Source organism: Acinetobacter junii, assembly GCF_018336855.1.
GTDB classification, from domain to species: domain Bacteria; phylum Pseudomonadota; class Gammaproteobacteria; order Pseudomonadales; family Moraxellaceae; genus Acinetobacter; species Acinetobacter junii.
In genome coordinates this window covers 2517247-2537481 of the sequence record NZ_CP059558.1, presented here as the reverse complement: position 1 = coordinate 2537481, position 20235 = coordinate 2517247, and the positions used below count along the sequence as shown (strand labels likewise).

Here is a 20235-nt window from a genome sequence, read left to right as displayed (position 1 = left end):
TGAATGAGCTAAATCTGAAGGTGATGAAAAAAGAGGTGGTATGGGTAATTTTTTTCTCTTACAAGCTTTGACAGCAGTTTTTACTCTCTCAATTGCAACCACTATTTTTAACAAACGTGTACTCGGTTTCCCACAAGCAATTGGGGTGCCGATTGTCTCAGCTATCTTTGTATTTTTATTACAATGGGGTGCCAGTCTTTTAAACGGGAACCAATTTGTTGAAATCAATATTCACAATATTGAATCCGCAGTACGTGATATCGACTTTTATGATTTTCTAATTAATGGTGTGATTTGTTTCATTCTTACATCATCAGCTTTAAAGTTCAAAATTTCTGACCTACAAAATTATTGGAAACCGATCAGCATTCTTGCCACCATTGCGCTAGTACTTTGCGCGATGATTTATGCTGGATTACTTTATGTATTTCAATGGTTAGTTGGTTATCCAGTACCGATTTCTGTATTACTGTTATTGGGTGCTGCATTGGGTGCAACAGACCCTATAGGGATTAAAGGGGTCTTAAGTTCCATTCGAGCACCGCATCATTTGATCGTAAAACTAGAAGGCGAATCATTATTTAATGATGCGATGTGTATTGCGTTATTCATGACATTACTAAACGTTATTCGTGGCGAGCATTTTTCACTTATCAGTACGATTGAAACACTGATCTACGAAATTCTTGTTGCAGTGCTTATAGGGTTTGCATTTGGACTTGGGATTTTACGACTACTAAAAGGCAAGCATGAGATGGAATCTCTGATTCTTACAACTGCTTTACTAGCCAGTGGTTCATATTTAGTTGCACTTTTTGCTCATGCTTCAGCACCGATTGCGTGTGTGATTGGCGGTTTGATTGTTGGTAATAAGTGGCAGGAGATCCGAGAACAACGTGAAATCAGGGAGGTAAATCATTTTTGGCATACCGTCGAAGGGATTATTAACTCGTTCTTGTTTACTCTAATTGGCTTAGAGCTTTTTATCTTAGATCTAAGTGCAAACTTGATCATCGGTGGAATATTTGCCTTTTTAATTCTGCACCTCTCTCGATTCGCAGCGAATTTTGCGGCGTTCAGGCTTTTTCCTTCTTTTAAAAACAAAAGTTATAACGGTAGTTTAACTATTCTTTCTTGGGGAGGTGTTCGAGGTGGAATCTCATTGGCATTAATACTCGCTGTAGCAAACATTCCTGCTTTAAGTCCTTATAGTAGTATTTTAATTGGTTACACATTCATTAGTGTTCTGCTGTCTGGCGTTGTTTGTGGTTTAGGTTTACCCGCAGTAATGAATGCATTTTATTACAATCCTAATGAGGAGAGAAATGGTGTAAAAGGTGTTTACCAACGCTTATGTCATAAAATGAATCGCCGTGGTTTTAAGTATGTGGTCACAGAAGACCAAGATGGAAAGGAAATCATTAAAATCTATAACCCTGAGCTAATTACCAATAAAAAGTCTGAAGATACAAAAACAGAAATCTATCATCCAGAAAAAGAAAAAGAAGTTGAGCAACTGCAGAATCCGAATAATTTCTAAAATACATTGCATGGTTATGCAGTTCTAAATTTGAACTTGTTTATTTGTGTTTATACGATAATAGGTTTTTTCTAATATGTAAGTTTTGTTAGTCCCTAACGAGATAAAAACAGAATAATTTCAATAGGGTTTATGGCTAAGCTCTTGAAAATTTTTGCTTATTTTTTGTTCTCTAATTTGTAATTTTTTGTGGAAAATACGATTTTAATGAAAGTGTTTATTGGTTTATTGAATAAACAATCGTTATTATTTGGTTTTTGATTTTGTTGATTATTTTACTTGTTGGTAAATATTTTAAATATTATATTTTAAATTAATATATTGTTTTTTAATGTGTTGAGTTGACCTTAAGAGAAAAGCAGGTTTAACAATTGTTAATAATATTTAATAAATTAATTCACAAGTGTAGTTTTTTTAATTATTTAAGATTTGTTTCGGCTTTTTTGACTTTTTAATCAAAATGTCCTGTCATTTTTGTAAATTTTTTTTGTGATATATTTAACAAAAATTGATTTTAATTTAGATTCTAAGAGGTATGGGAAATGATTATTAAACTAGACGAATATACATACACAAAAATTATTAAATAATCAGAGGAATAGCCAAAATGTCTGAAATTCAAATTATTTCTAAGGAAAGCCATAAAACACTTTCTACTACAATGGAAAGTACTACAACGATACCGACGGAACCATCCGTAGTATTGTTAAAAATTCCTATGAATGATATTTCCGTTATTAAAAAAGACGGTTTAAATGCGATAGTTTTCCTTAAAAACGGAGAAAAAATCGTAATTCAAAATTTCTTTAATGAGGAAAACACACTAGATAACAGCTTGGTGATCCAAGATGAAAATGGTCAGTTAATTTGGGCTAAGTTTAAAGAAGCAGAAAGTGATGCTGATGCTGATGCTGATGCTGATGCCGACGCTGATGCAGACACTGAAGCAGCTGCATATGTAGAAGAAATGCCAGCAGCAGTGCCTGAGGTTGTTGAGGCACCAGTTTCGGACGTTGTTTTTCAGCCTATCGATGCTATTGAGCCTTTACTTTACCATGATGCAAGTTTGAGCCCTTGGTTGTGGGCAATTCCACTCGTAGCTGGTGGTATTATTGCAGCTGCAAGTGACAACGATAGTAACAATAACAACAATAATAACAATCCGCCAAATACAGATAATGTTGGTTTTAATGTTGATCCAATTACATCTGATAACGTGATAAATTCGAGTGAATCTGCTGGTGATGTAACAATCACAGGGACACTTACAAATATTCCAAGTGACGCTGCATCAACAACAGTCACTGTCGTAATCAATGGTGTGACATACAACGCAATTGTAAATGTAACGAACGGTACATGGAGTGTTGTTGTACCGGGTAGTGCGTTAATTGCTGATAGCGACAAAACAATTGAAGCTACAGTTAAATTTACTGATTCGGCAGGTAACTCAAGTACAGTAACTGATACACAGACTTACACTGTAGATGTAACTGCACCAAATGCACCAGAAATTGATCCAATCAATCCAACAGATCCAATTACAGGTACAGCAGAACCAGGTTCGACTGTTACTGTAACGTTCCCTGACGGTACAACAGCAGAAACAGTTGCGGGTCCTGACGGTACGTGGACAGTGCCAAACCCTGGCTTAGAAGATGGCGATGAAGTTACAGCGGTAGCAACAGACCCAGCAGGCAATACATCACCACCAGCAACAGAGATTGTGGACGGTGTAGCACCAAATGCACCAGAAATTGATCCAATCAATCCAACAGATCCAATTACAGGTACAGCAGAACCAGGTTCGACTGTTACTGTAACGTTCCCTGACGGTACAACAGCAGAAACAGTTGCGGGACCTGACGGTACGTGGACAGTGCCAAACCCTGGCTTAGAAGATGGCGATGAAGTTACAGCGGTAGCAACAGACCCAGCAGGCAATACATCACCACCAGCAACAGAGATTGTGGACGGTGTAGCACCAAATGCACCAGAAATTGATCCAATCAATCCAACAGATCCAATTACAGGTACAGCAGAACCAGGTTCGACTGTTACTGTAACGTTCCCCTGACGGTACAACAGCAGAAACAGTTGCGGGTCCTGACGGTACGTGGACAGTGCCAAACCCCTGGCTTAGAAGATGGCGATGAAGTTACAGCGGTAGCAACAGACCCAGCAGGCAATACATCACCACCAGCAACAGAGATTGTGGACGGTGTAGCACCAAATGCACCAGAAATTGATCCAATCAATCCAACAGATCCAATTACAGGTACAGCAGAACCAGGTTCGACTGTTACTGTAACGTTCCCTGACGGTACAACAGCAGAAACAGTTGCGGGTCCTGACGGTACGTGGACAGTGCCAAACCCTGGCTTAGAAGATGGCGATGAAGTTACAGCGGTAGCAACAGACCCAGCAGGTAATACATCACCACCAGCAACAGAGATTGTGGACGGTGTAGCACCAAATGCACCAGAAATTGATCCAATCAATCCAACAGATCCAATTACAGGTACAGCAGAACCTGGATCGACTGTGACTGTAACATTCCCAGACGGTACAACAGCAGAAACAGTTGCGGGTCCTGACGGTACGTGGACAGTGCCAAACCCTGGCTTAGAAGATGGCGATGAAGTTACAGCGGTAGCAACAGACCCAGCAGGCAATACATCACCACCAGCAACAGAGATTGTGGACGGTGTAGCACCAAATGCACCAGAAATTGATCCAATCAATCCAACAGATCCAATTACAGGTACAGCAGAACCAGGTTCGACTGTTACTGTAACGTTCCCTGACGGTACAACAGCAGAAACAGTTGCGGGACCTGACGGTACGTGGACAGTGCCAAACCCTGGCTTAGAAGATGGCGATGAAGTTACAGCGGTAGCAACAGACCCAGCAGGCAATACATCACCACCAGCAACAGAGATTGTGGACGGTGTAGCACCAAATGCACCAGAAATTGATCCAATCAATCCAACAGATCCAATTACAGGTACAGCAGAACCAGGTTCGACTGTTACTGTAACGTTCCCTGACGGTACAACAGCAGAAACAGTTGCGGGTCCTGACGGTACGTGGACAGTGCCAAACCCTGGCTTAGAAGATGGCGATGAAGTTACAGCGGTAGCAACAGACCCAGCAGGTAATACATCACCACCAGCAACAGAGATTGTGGATGGTGTAGCACCAAATGCACCAGAAATTGATCCAATCAATCCAACAGATCCAATTACAGGTACAGCAGAACCTGGATCGACTGTGACTGTAACATTCCCAGACGGTACAACAGCAGAAACAGTTGCGGGTCCTGACGGTACGTGGACAGTGCCAAACCCTGGCTTAGAAGATGGCGATGAAGTTACAGCGGTAGCAACAGACCCAGCAGGTAATACATCACCACCAGCAACAGAGATTGTGGATGGTCTTGCACCAGTTGTAACGGTAGAAGATGCACTGACCAATGACAGCACACCTGCATTAACAGGAACAGTGAATGACCCAACAGCGACCGTAGTTGTCACGATTGATGGCGTGGATTACCCAGCGACCAACAATGGTGATGGTACATGGACACTTGCGGACAACACCTTACCAGCGTTAACTGATGGTGATTACACGATTACTGTGACGGCAACAGATGCAGCAGGTAACAGCTCAACAGCGACTGGTACCTTAACGGTCGATACGATTGCACCGAATGCACCAGTACTTGATCCAATCAATGCGAATGATCCAATTACAGGTACAGCAGAACCTGGTTCAACAGTTACTGTGACATTCCCAGATGGAACGACAGCAGAAGCGATTGCTGATCCAGTAACGGGCGAATGGAGTGTTCCAAACCCAGGCAACTTGGTTGATGGAGATGAAGTTACAGCGACAGCAACAGACGGAGCGGGTAACGAATCATTACCAGCGACAGGTATTGTTGCAGCGGACATCACACCACCAGTTGTAACGGTAGAAGATGCACTGACCAATGACAGCACACCTGCATTAACAGGAACAGTGAATGACCCAACAGCGACAGTTGTTGTCACGATTGATGGCGTGGACTACCCAGCGACCAACAATGGTGATGGCACCTGGACACTTGCGGACAACACCTTACCAGCGTTAACCGATGGTGATTACACCATTACTGTGACGGCAACAGATGCAGCAGGTAACAGCTCAACAGCGACAGGTACCTTAACGGTCGATACGATTGCACCGAATGCACCAGTACTTGATCCAATCAATGCGAATGATCCAATTACAGGTACAGCAGAACCAGGTTCAACTGTGACTGTAACCTTCCCGGATGGTACGACAGCAGAAGCGATTGCTGATCCAGTGACAGGCGAATGGAGTGTTCCAAACCCAGGCAACTTGGTTGATGGAGATGAAGTTACAGCGACAGCAACAGACGGAGCGGGTAACGAATCATTACCAGCGACAGGTGTTGTTGCAGCGGACATCACAGCACCAGTTGTAACGGTAGAAGATGCACTGACCAATGACAGCACGCCTGCATTAACAGGAACAGTGAATGATCCAACAGCAACAGTAGTTGTTACGATTGATGGCGTGGACTACCCAGCGACCAACAATGGTGATGGCACATGGACACTTGCGGACAACACCTTACCAGCGTTAACAGATGGTGATTACACCATTACTGTGACGGCAACAGATGCAGCAGGTAACAGCTCAACAGCGACTGGTACCTTAACGGTCGATACGATTGCACCGAATGCACCAGTACTTGATCCAATCAATGCGAATGATCCAATTACAGGTACAGCAGAACCAGGTTCGACTGTGACTGTGACCTTCCCGGATGGTACGACAGCAGAAGCGATTGCTGATCCAGTGACAGGCGAATGGAGTGTTCCAAACCCAGGCAACTTGGTTGATGGAGATGAAGTTACAGCGACAGCAACAGACGGAGCGGGTAACGAATCATTACCAGCGACAGGTATTGTTGCAGCGGACATCACACCACCAGTTGTAACGGTAGAAGATGCACTGACCAATGACAGTACTCCTGCATTAACAGGAACAGTGAATGACCCAACAGCGACAGTTGTTGTCACGATTGATGGCGTGGATTATCCAGCGACCAACAATGGTGATGGTACATGGACACTTGCGGACAACACCTTACCAGCGTTAACCGATGGTGATTACACCATTACTGTGACGGCAACAGATGCAGCAGGTAACAGCTCAACAGCGACAGGTACCTTAACGGTCGATACGATTGCACCGAATGCACCAGTACTTGATCCAATCAATGCGAATGATCCAATTACAGGTACAGCAGAACCAGGTTCGACTGTGACTGTGACCTTCCCAGATGGTACGACAGCAGAAGCGATTGCTGATCCAGTGACAGGCGAATGGAGTGTTCCAAACCCAGGCAACTTGGTTGATGGAGATGAAGTTACAGCGACAGCAACAGACGGAGCGGGTAACGAATCATTACCAGCGACAGGTATTGTTGCAGCGGACATCACACCACCAGTTGTAACGGTAGAAGATGCACTGACCAATGACAGTACTCCTGCATTAACAGGAACAGTGAATGACCCAACAGCGACAGTTGTTGTCACGATTGATGGCGTGGATTATCCAGCGACCAACAATGGTGATGGTACATGGACACTTGCGGACAACACCTTACCAGCGTTAACCGATGGTGATTACACGATTACTGTGACGGCAACAGATGCAGCAGGTAACAGCTCAACAGCGACAGGTAGCTTAACGGTTGATACGATTGCACCGAATGCACCAGTACTTGATCCAATCAATGCGAATGATCCAATTACAGGTACAGCAGAACCTGGTTCAACAGTTACTGTGACATTCCCAGATGGAACGACAGCAGAAGCGATTGCTGATCCAGTAACGGGCGAATGGAGTGTTCCAAACCCAGGCAACTTGGTTGATGGAGATGAAGTTACAGCGACCGCAACAGACGGAGCGGGTAATGAATCATTACCAGCGACAGGTGTTGTTGCAGCGGACATCACAGCACCAGTTGTAACGGTAGAAGATGCACTGACCAATGACAGCACGCCTGCATTAACAGGAACAGTGAATGATCCAACAGCAACAGTAGTTGTTACGATTGATGGCGTGGACTACCCAGCGACCAACAATGGTGATGGCACATGGACACTTGCGGACAACACCTTACCAGCGTTAACAGATGGTGATTACACCATTACTGTGACGGCAACAGATGCAGCAGGTAACAGCTCAACAGCGACTGGTACCTTAACGGTCGATACGATTGCACCGAATGCACCAGTACTTGATCCAATCAATGCGAATGATCCAATTACAGGTACAGCAGAACCAGGTTCGACTGTGACTGTGACCTTCCCGGATGGTACGACAGCAGAAGCGATTGCTGACCCAGTGACAGGCGAATGGAGTGTTCCAAACCCAGGTAACTTGGTTGATGGAGATGAAGTTACAGCGACAGCAACAGATGGAGCGGGTAACGAATCATTACCAGCGACAGGTATTGTTGCAGCGGACATCACACCACCAGTGGTAACGGTAGAAGATGCACTGACCAATGACAGCACACCTGCATTAACAGGAACAGTGAATGACCCAACAGCGACCGTAGTTGTCACGATTGATGGCGTGGATTACCCAGCGACCAACAATGGTGATGGCACATGGACACTTGCGGACAACACCTTACCAGCGTTAACAGATGGTGATTACACCATTACTGTGACGGCAACAGATGCAGCAGGTAACAGCTCAACAGCGACTGGTACCTTAACGGTCGATACGATTGCACCGAATGCACCAGTACTTGATCCAATCAATGCGAATGATCCAATTACAGGTACAGCAGAACCAGGTTCGACTGTGACTGTGACCTTCCCGGATGGTACGACAGCAGAAGCGATTGCTGACCCAGTGACAGGCGAATGGAGTGTTCCAAACCCAGGTAACTTGGTTGATGGAGATGAAGTTACAGCGACAGCAACAGATGGAGCGGGTAACGAATCATTACCAGCGACAGGTATTGTTGCAGCGGACATCACACCACCAGTGGTAACGGTAGAAGATGCACTGACCAATGACAGCACACCTGCATTAACAGGAACAGTGAATGACCCAACAGCGACAGTAGTTGTCACGATTGATGGCGTGGATTACCCAGCGACCAATAATGGTGATGGCACATGGACACTTGCGGACAACACCTTACCAGCGTTAACAGATGGTGATTACACCATTACTGTGACGGCAACAGATGCAGCAGGTAACAGCTCAACAGCGACTGGTACCTTAACGGTCGATACGATTGCACCGAATGCACCAGTACTTGATCCAATCAATGCGAATGATCCAATTACAGGTACAGCAGAACCAGGTTCGACTGTGACTGTAACCTTCCCGGATGGTACGACAGCAGAAGCGATTGCTGACCCAGTGACAGGCGAATGGAGTGTTCCAAACCCAGGTAACTTGGTTGATGGAGATGAAGTTACAGCGACAGCAACAGACGGAGCGGGTAACGAATCATTACCAGCGACAGGTATTGTTGCAGCGGACATCACACCACCAGTTGTAACGGTAGAAGATGCACTGACCAATGACAGTACTCCTGCATTAACAGGAACAGTGAATGACCCAACAGCGACAGTTGTTGTCACGATTGATGGCGTGGATTATCCAGCGACCAACAATGGTGATGGTACATGGACACTTGCGGACAACACCTTACCAGCGTTAACCGATGGTGATTACACGATTACTGTGACGGCAACAGATGCAGCAGGTAACAGCTCAACAGCGACAGGTACCTTAACGGTCGATACGATTGCACCGAATGTTGTACTGGATGACTTAACAACTAATGATTCAACTCCTCCTCTAAGTGGAACAATTGATGATCCAACTGCAACAATTATTGTTACAGTAAATGGTGTTGACTATCCTGCAATCAACAATGGTGATGGTACTTGGACGTTAGCTGATGATACTTTGGCAAGTTTATTAGAGGGGCCTAACACAGTAACAGTCACTGCTACAGATTCTGCAGGTAATACGACTACTGATACGGCAATTATCACTTTAGACACAATTCCACAAGACTTGATTGGTGCAATCACCCTACCAGAAGACCTCAATGGCGATGGCGTGTTAAATGCTGACGAGTTAGGTTTAGATGGCGTATTTGATGTCCAAGTTGGTTTAGGTCCAGATGCAGTTGAAGGCACAGTAGTGAATGTCAACGGTACGGACTACACCGTGACGGCAACTGATCTTGCGAATGGCTTTATCACAGCGACTTTAGATGCCTCAGCAGCAGATCCTGTGACAGGTGAGATCGTGATCCATGCAGAAGCAGTCGATCCACAAGGTAACGTGGATGTTGCAGATGCTGATGTGACTGTAACGATTGATACCGTTCCACAAGACTTGATTGGTGCAATCACCCTACCAGAAGACCTCAATGGCGATGGCGTGTTAAATGCTGACGAGTTAGGTTTAGATGGCGTATTTGATGTCCAAGTTGGTTTAGGTCCAGATGCAGTTGAAGGCACAGTAGTGAATGTCAACGGTACGGACTACACCGTGACTGCGACTGATCTTGCGAATGGCTTTATCACAGCGACTTTAGATGCCTCAGCAGCAGATCCTGTGACAGGTGAGATCGTGATCCATGCAGAAGCAGTCGATCCACAAGGTAACGTGGATGTTGCAGATGCCGATGTGACTGTAACGATTGATACTGTTCCACAAGACTTGATTGGTGCAATCACCCTACCAGAAGACCTCAATGGCGATGGCGTGTTAAATGCTGACGAGTTAGGTTTAGATGGCGTATTTGATGTCCAAGTTGGTTTAGGTCCAGATGCAGTTGAAGGCACAGTAGTGAATGTCAACGGTACGGACTACACCGTGACGGCAACTGATCTTGCGAATGGCTTTATCACAGCGACTTTAGATGCCTCAGCAGCAGATCCTGTGACTGGTGAGATCGTGATCCATGCAGAAGCAGTCGATCCACAAGGTAACGTGGATGTTGCAGATGCCGATGTGACTGTAACGATTGATACCGTTCCACAAGACTTGATTGGTGCAATCACCCTACCAGAAGACCTCAATGGCGATGGCGTGTTAAATGCTGACGAGTTAGGTTTAGATGGCGTATTTGATGTCCAAGTTGGTTTAGGTCCAGATGCAGTTGAAGGCACAGTAGTGAATGTCAACGGTACGGACTACACCGTGACGGCAACTGATCTTGCCAATGGCTTTATCACAGCGACTTTAGATGCCTCAGCAGCAGATCCTGTGACTGGTGAGATCGTGATCCATGCAGAAGCAGTCGATCCACAAGGTAACGTGGATGTTGCAGATGCCGATGTGACTGTAACGATTGATACCGTTCCACAAGACTTGATCACTGTGATCACTGTTCCAGAAGATTTGAATGGTGATGGCATCATCAACGCCACTGAACTTGGACTAGACGGTGTACTTGAAGCACAAGTTGGTTTAGGTCCAGATGCAGTTGAAGGCACAGTAGTGAATGTCAACGGTACGGACTACACCGTGACGGCAACTGATCTTGCCAATGGCTTTATCACAGCGATTTTAGATGCCTCAGCAGCAGATCCTGTGACAGGTGAGATCGTGATCCATGCAGAAGCAGTCGATCCACAAGGTAACGTGGATGTTGCAGATGCCGATGTGACTGTAACGATTGATACCGTTCCACAAAACTTGATCACTGTGATCACTGTTCCAGAAGATTTGAATGGTGATGGCATTATTAATCTTGTTGAATTAGGTGTAGATGGCGTATTTGAAGCACAAGTTGGTTTAGGTCCAGATGCAGTTGAAGGCACAGTAGTGAATGTCAACGGTACGGACTACACCGTGACTGCGACTGATCTTGCCAATGGCTTTATCACAGCGACTTTAGATGCCTCAGCAGCAGATCCTGTGACCGGCGAGATCGTGATCCATGCAGAAGCAGTCGATCCACAAGGTAACGTGGATGTTGCAGATGCCGATGTGACTGTAACGATTGATACCGTTCCACAAGACTTGATTGGTGCAATCACCCTACCAGAAGACCTCAATGGCGATGGCGTGTTAAATGCTGACGAGTTAGGTCTAGATGGCGTATTTGATGTCCAAGTTGGTTTAGGTCCAGATGCAGTTGAAGGCACAGTAGTGAATGTCAACGGTACGGACTACACCGTGACTGCGACTGATCTTGCCAATGGCTTTATCACAGCGACTTTAGATGCTTCAGCGGCAGATCCTGTGACTGGTGAGATCGTGATCCATGCAGAAGCAGTCGATCCACAAGGTAACGTGGATGTTGCAGATGCCGATGTGACTGTAACGATTGATACCGTTCCACAAGACTTGATCACTGTGATCACTGTTCCAGAAGATTTGAATGGTGATGGCATCATCAACGCTACTGAACTTGGACTAGACGGTGTACTTGAAGCACAAGTTGGTTTAGGTCCAGATGCAGTTGAAGGCACAGTGGTGAATGTCAACGGTACGGACTACACCGTGACGGCAACCGATCTTGCGAATGGCTTTATCACAGCGACTTTAGATGCCTCAGCAGCAGATCCTGTGACAGGTGAGATCGTGATCCATGCAGAAGCAGTCGATCCACAAGGTAACGTGGATGTTGCAGATGCCGATGTGACTGTAACGATTGATACCGTTCCACAAGACTTGATTGGTGCAATCACCCTACCAGAAGACCTCAATGGCGATGGCGTGTTAAATGCTGACGAGTTAGGTCTAGATGGCGTATTTGATGTCCAAGTTGGTTTAGGTCCAGATGCAGTTGAAGGCACAGTGGTGAATGTCAACGGTACGGACTACACCGTGACGGCAACTGATCTTGCGAATGGCTTTATCACAGCGACTTTAGATGCTTCAGCGGCAGATCCTGTGACTGGTGAGATCGTGATCCATGCAGAAGCAGTCGATCCACAAGGTAACGTGGATGTTGCAGATGCCGATGTGACTGTAACGATTGATACCGTTCCACAAGACTTGATCACTGTGATCACTGTTCCAGAAGATTTGAATGGTGATGGCATCATCAACGCTACTGAACTTGGACTAGACGGTGTACTTGAAGCACAAGTTGGTTTAGGTCCAGATGCAGTTGAAGGCACAGTAGTGAATGTCAACGGTACGGACTACACCGTGACTGCGACTGATCTTGCGAATGGCTTTATCACAGCGACTTTAGATGCCTCAGCAGCAGATCCTGTGACTGGTGAGATCGTGATCCATGCAGAAGCAGTCGATCCACAAGGTAACGTGGATGTTGCAGATGCCGATGTGACTGTAACGATTGATACTGTTCCACAAGACTTGATTGGTGCAATCACCCTACCAGAAGACCTCAATGGCGATGGCGTGTTAAATGCTGACGAGTTAGGTCTAGATGGCGTATTTGATGTCCAAGTTGGTTTAGGTCCAGATGCAGTTGAAGGCACAGTAGTGAATGTCAACGGTACGGACTACACCGTGACGGCAACTGATCTTGCGAATGGCTTTATCACAGCGACTTTAGATGCCTCAGCAGCAGATCCTGTGACAGGTGAGATCGTGATCCATGCAGAAGCAGTCGATCCACAAGGTAACGTGGATGTTGCAGATGCCGATGTGACTGTAACGATTGATACCGTTCCACAAGACTTGATTGGTGCAATCACCCTACCAGAAGACCTCAATGGCGATGGCGTGTTAAATGCTGACGAGTTAGGTCTAGATGGCGTATTTGATGTCCAAGTTGGTTTAGGTCCAGATGCAGTTGAAGGCACAGTGGTGAATGTCAACGGTACGGACTACACCGTGACGGCAACTGATCTTGCGAATGGCTTTATCACAGCGACTTTAGATGCTTCAGCGGCAGATCCTGTGACTGGTGAGATCGTGATCCATGCAGAAGCAGTCGATCCACAAGGTAACGTGGATGTTGCAGATGCCGATGTGACTGTAACGATTGATACCGTTCCACAAGACTTGATCACTGTGATCACTGTTCCAGAAGATTTGAATGGTGATGGCATCATCAACGCTACTGAACTTGGACTAGACGGTGTACTTGAAGCACAAGTTGGTTTAGGTCCAGATGCAGTTGAAGGCACAGTAGTGAATGTCAACGGTACGGACTACACCGTGACTGCGACTGATCTTGCCAATGGCTTTATCACAGCGACTTTAGATGCCTCAGCAGCAGATCCTGTGACAGGTGAGATCGTGATCCATGCAGAAGCAGTCGATCCACAAGGTAACGTGGATGTTGCAGATGCTGATGTGACTGTAACGATTGATACTGTTCCACAAGACTTGATTGGTGCAATCACCCTACCAGAAGACCTCAATGGCGATGGCGTGTTAAATGCTGACGAATTAGGTTTAGATGGCGTATTTGATGTCCAAGTTGGTTTAGGTCCAGATGCAGTTGAAGGCACAGTAGTGAATGTCAACGGTACGGACTACACCGTGACTGCGACTGATCTTGCCAATGGCTTTATCACAGCGACTTTAGATGCTTCAGCAGCAGATCCTGTGACCGGTGAGATTGTGATCCATGCAGAAGCAGTCGATCCACAAGGTAACGTGGATGTTGCAGATGCCGATGTGACTGTAACGATTGATACCGTTCCACAAGACTTGATTGGTGCAATCACCCTACCAGAAGACCTCAATGGCGATGGCGTGTTGAATGCTGACGAATTAGGTTTAGATGGCGTATTTGATGTCCAAGTTGGTTTAGGTCCAGATGCAGTTGAAGGCACAGTAGTGAATGTCAACGGTACGGACTACACCGTGACGGCAACTGATCTTGCGAATGGCTTTATCACAGCGACTTTAGATGCCTCAGCAGCAGATCCTGTGACTGGTGAGATCGTGATCCATGCAGAAGCAGTCGATCCACAAGGTAACGTGGATGTTGCAGATGCCGATGTGACTGTAACGATTGATACCGTTCCACAAGACTTGATCACTGTGATCACTGTTCCAGAAGATTTGAATGGTGATGGCATCATCAACGCCACTGAACTTGGACTAGACGGTGTACTTGAAGCACAAGTTGGTTTAGGTCCAGATGCAGTTGAAGGCACAGTAGTGAATGTCAACGGTACGGACTACACCGTGACTGCGACTGATCTTGCCAATGGCTTTATCACAGCGACTTTAGATGCCTCAGCAGCAGATCCTGTGACAGGTGAGATCGTGATCCATGCAGAAGCAGTCGATCCACAAGGTAACGTGGATGTTGCAGATGCTGATGTGACTGTAACGATTGATACTGTTCCACAAGACTTGATTGGTGCAATCACCCTACCAGAAGACCTCAATGGCGATGGCGTGTTAAATGCTGACGAGTTAGGTCTAGATGGCGTATTTGATGTCCAAGTTGGTTTAGGTCCAGATGCAGTTGAAGGCACAGTAGTGAATGTCAACGGTACGGACTACACCGTGACGGCAACTGATCTTGCGAATGGCTTTATCACAGCGACTTTAGATGCCTCAGCAGCAGATCCTGTGACAGGTGAGATCGTGATCCATGCAGAAGCAGTCGATCCACAAGGTAACGTGGATGTTGCAGATGCCGATGTGACTGTAACGATTGATACTGTTCCACAAGACTTGATTGGTGCAATCACCCTACCAGAAGACCTCAATGGCGATGGCGTGTTAAATGCTGACGAGTTAGGTTTAGATGGCGTATTTGATGTCCAAGTTGGTTTAGGTCCAGATGCAGTTGAAGGCACAGTAGTGAATGTCAACGGTACGGACTACACCGTGACGGCAACTGATCTTGCGAATGGCTTTATCACAGCGACTTTAGATGCCTCAGCAGCAGATCCTGTGACAGGTGAGATCGTGATCCATGCAGAAGCAGTCGATCCACAAGGTAACGTGGATGTTGCAGATGCCGATGTGACTGTAACGATTGATACCGTTCCACAAGACTTGATTGGTGCAATCACCCTACCAGAAGACCTCAATGGCGATGGCGTGTTAAATGCTGACGAGTTAGGTTTAGATGGCGTATTTGATGTCCAAGTTGGTTTAGGTCCAGATGCAGTTGAAGGCACAGTAGTGAATGTCAACGGTACGGACTACACCGTGACGGCAACTGATCTTGCGAATGGCTTTATCACAGCGACTTTAGATGCTTCAGCGGCAGATCCTGTGACTGGTGAGATCGTGATCCATGCAGAAGCAGTCGATCCACAAGGTAACGTGGATGTTGCAGATGCCGATGTGACTGTAACGATTGATACCGTTCCACAAGACTTGATCACTGTGATCACTGTTCCAGAAGATTTGAATGGTGATGGCATCATCAACGCCACTGAACTTGGACTAGACGGTGTACTTGAAGCACAAGTTGGTTTAGGTCCAGATGCAGTTGAAGGCACAGTAGTGAATGTCAACGGTACGGACTACACCGTGACGGCAACTGATCTTGCGAATGGCTTTATCACAGCGATTTTAGATGCCTCAGCAGCAGATCCTGTGACAGGTGAGATCGTGATCCATGCAGAAGCAGTCGATCCACAAGGTAACGTGGATGTTGCAGATGCCGATGTGACTGTAACGATTGATACCGTTCCACAAAACTTGATCACTGTGATCACTGTTCCAGAAGATTTGAATGGTGATGGCATTATTAATCTTGTTGAATTAGGTGTAGATGGCGTATTTGATGTCCAAGTTGGTTTAGGTCCAGATGCAGTTGAAGGCACAGTAGTGAATGTCAACGGTACGGACTACACCGTGACTGCGACTGATCTTGCGAATGGCTTTATCACAGCGACTTTAGATGCTTCAGCAGCAGATCCTGTGACTGGTGAGATCGTGATCCATGCAGAAGCAGTCGATCCACAAGGTAACGTGGATGTTGCAGATGCCGATGTTACAGTTACAGTCCTTACAACAAGTGCATTACAAGCTTTTGATAACTTTGATACAGCTGTATTGGCGCCTGAACCTCTTCTTGTACAAGATGATGCTTCTTTAGGTAGCCAAACTTACTTAGCGTTGGTATCACTTGCAGGTCTAGATTTACAGTTAGGCTCTGAATCAATTGACTTTACAGTAGGCGCCAACCAAGAAGGAACAGCGACATTTACATATAGTGCATTAATTGGTGTGGATGCATTATCTGACTATTCGCTTGTAGTACAAAAATTTGATACTGCTACAGGTCAATGGACATCAATTTACGGCGGTGGTGAAGCAGATATTCTTGATTTAACCTTATTAGGTTCAACTCCTGGAGTTGTTATTGAAGGTTTGGAAGAAGGACAATATCGTGCATTCATGACTTACACAGGTCTAGCTGGTATTGGTCTACTCGGAACATTGAGTGGAACTATGGATGTGTATGATACGACTCAAATAGGTGGTTTCTACACAGAAACAGCTGATGGTAATGTCATTACTGATATTAATACCAGTGGTGAAACAGATATCGTTACACCTACAACTGTCGTTACAGCTGTAAATGGTCAACCTGTCACAGCCGTAGATACTGTGATTAACGGTTTGTACGGTACTTTAGTGATTGATCCAGATGGTACCTACACTTACACACCTAATTTAGATGCTGCTGGTGTTGGTCAAACAGATGTGTTTGTTTATACATTGACTGACCCATTAACTGGTGATGGAGCTCAAGCAACATTAACGATTCAATTAAGTTCTGTTAATGCTGTGGATAACTTAGCTGTAGCACAAATTAATCCAGAACCTTTACTAGTAACTGATGATGCTGCATTAGGAAGTTCTAGTTATCTTGCTGCTGTATCATTAGCTGGATTAGATTTACAGTTGTTAGGTAATGATGCAATTGAGTTCTCGGTTGATCCAAATCGTGAAGGAACTGCTACATTTACATTTGATGCCATAATTACCGCTGATTTGTTAAGTGATTATGCAATCGTTGTCCAAAAATTTGATGAAGTAACTGGACAATGGGTATCAATTGGTGGAACAGATCCTGAAGCAACATTGGTTGATTTGTCTTTAATCGGCGGTACTCCTACAGCAGTCATTGAAGGTTTAGATGCTGGTCAATACCGTGCATTTATAGGTTATGAGGGCTTATTAGGTATTGGTTTAGGTGGAACCTTAACTGGTACTATGGATGTCTTTAATCCATTTATCATCGATGGTTATTCAGTAGTTCCTGTTTCTGGTAACGTGATTAATGATACAGGAATTAGTGGTGGTGTAGATGCTGCTAGTGGTAGTGCTATTATCTCTATGGTCAATGGTGTAGCTATTGATCCAGCAGGTACAACAATAAATGGTACTTATGGAACATTAGTCATCGATCAAGATGGTAACTATACGTATACACCGGATGCCGATGGACTAAATTTAGGTCAAGTAGAGCAGTTCACTTATACATTACTCGATCCTGTTACAGGTAATACTTCAGATGCCATTCTGTATGTACATCTAGACAGTGAAAGTGTGGATATGACTTGGAATGATCTAGATCCATCACAACCAGCAGTTATTAATAGTCCATTACCAGTCGATGCAATGGATAACGTTGAATCTGCGTCTATTGATATTGTTTATCCGGTAACAACAGAAGTTCTTGATAACGCGATTAGCTATAGTTGGTTACTAGGTGTTGGTGGCTTAGTAATTGGAGCTAAAGAAGGTACAGCTAACTTTACTGTTGATCCAGGTAATATCACAGATGCTGTTATCTCTGTTGACTTCGGTTCAGTTGCTACGGTGGTTGATGGGTTACATGTAGTTCTTACTCGAGTTAATCCAGATGGTTCTCGTACTGTTGTAGCCGATAGCAGTGATACAGGTGTAATTGATTTACTCGGTATCTTTGGTTCAACTGTAGAGTTCCAAGTAAGCAACTTAGGTGCTGGTACGTATGAATTGTTTATGGAAAGCAATACACTTCTTACCGCGCTTGGTAGCGTGACTGCAGATATTACTTTGAATCATGGTGATATTACGCAGACTCCAACACTTGAAGTGGCAACTGTATCTGGAAATGTATTAACAGATGATGATTCAGTTGTATATGGTGCTGGTTATACACCAGACTTCATTACAAGCAGTTCTGTTGTAACTTCGGTGACTACTGAAGTTGGTGTGACAGAAGCTGTAGTTGTTGGTGTACCTACGGTTATCAGTGGTGTTTATGGTGATCTAACAATTAATTCAGATGGTACTTATAGCTATGTAGCTACAGCTGATTTATCAAATGTTGGTAAAGTGGATAGCTTTACTTACACTGTTACTGATCCATTAACGGGTAGAACAGATACTGCTGTATTGCATGTCCAAGTTGGCTCACCAGATGTAGATATTGCTTGGAATGTTGCTGATCCTTCAGCTGATGCTGTAATACCTGCACCAGTGGCTAACCCAGATACAAATGACGCTACGGTAAGTATGGTGAATAGTACTGGCAGCATTGCGGATACGAATGTATTCAACTTTGCGACTAATACATCGCTGTTGAACCCAATCAAATCAGGTAGCTCTTCAGGTTCAATCACTGTAGCTGCAGGAACATTATCTGATTTAACAATAACTGCGGAAATGGGATCGGCAATTGCTGGCTTATTCCCAAGTTATACATTTACTTTGGTGAATTCGCTTGGTGTAACAGTTGCAACTGCTACACAAACAGCTTTACTTGATTTGTTAGGTGGTACAACTGCACAAGTAACATTTGAATCAGTTCAAGCTGGTACGTATACATTACAAGTTTCAACAAGTGGTGTTTCTGCAACGAACTATTCATCGGCTGTATCAGTTGCTCAAGACTTTGTAAACTTGAATCAATTTATTCCTGATGGACAATCAGATTGGATTCAAGGAAATATCTTGAGTGGCGATGCTCTAGGTGGTGTGGCTGATACATTTGAAGGATCTCAATTGTATGTATTCAACCCTGTCTCTGGCGTGTATGAGATCGCTGCTGGTCAAGTAATTAACACTGGTGAAGGTCAGTTAGTGATGTACACCGATGGTAGTTACTACTACAAAGCGAACGATGCAACTATAACGCCTGCGACAGATGTAATTGATTACAAACTTGTTAACATTGATGGCACGATTGAGTCAACTTCATCACTGACAATTGATGTAACCGCTGAGCTTAATCAAACATTTGTGAGCACATCAGCTAATGATACTTTCACATATGGAAATGGTTCAGATACGTTGATCTACAGCGTATTAAATATTGCTAGTGCAACTGGTGGCAATACAACCGGTGGTGGGGTAGATACTTGGACTGACTTCCATTTAGGTGATGTTGCGACTGATAGTCAAGCAGATAAGATCGATATTTCTAGTTTATTAAATGGATCACCAACTGCACTTACTATCGGACAGTATGTTGATGTAAATTACGATGCAGCTTCTCAAACTGTTACGTTGCTTGTTGACCGTGACGGTGGATTGCTAATCGAAGGCACATTCACTGAAACTCCAATATTGCAATTGACGAACATTACAAGCGAGATCACATTACAAGACTTGCTTAACAATGGTCAGATCATTTACTAATCCTTTCTTCTAAAAAAGAGAACCTTCGGGTTCTCTTTTTTATTTCAATCTAATATAAATTTGTATGGTATCGTGTTAAAAACGCA

General features: G+C 44.7%; 3 protein-coding genes. All 3 read left to right on the top strand.

The features are described 5' to 3' along the window. Positions 1-40 precede the first annotated feature (40 nt). The 3 genes from H2677_RS11690 (at position 41) to H2677_RS11680 (ending at position 20149) form a co-directional block, all read left to right on the top strand. Positions 41-1540: a cation:proton antiporter gene (locus H2677_RS11690; RefSeq protein ID WP_212638611.1), complete on the top strand. Its 1500-nt coding sequence runs from the start codon at positions 41-43 to the stop codon at positions 1538-1540. A gap of 607 nt (positions 1541-2147) precedes the next feature. Further along, positions 2148-3617 (top strand): BapA/Bap/LapF family prefix-like domain-containing protein, encoded by a 1470-nt coding sequence (locus H2677_RS16210; protein WP_212638610.1) that lies wholly within the window; start codon positions 2148-2150, stop codon positions 3615-3617. A gap of 137 nt (positions 3618-3754) precedes the next feature. Beyond that, the gene (locus H2677_RS11680; RefSeq protein WP_407929299.1) at positions 3755-20149 is read left to right on the top strand and encodes a BapA/Bap/LapF family large adhesin; all 16395 of its coding nucleotides are present in this window, start codon (positions 3755-3757) and stop codon (positions 20147-20149) included. Positions 20150-20235: the final 86 nt, after the last annotated feature.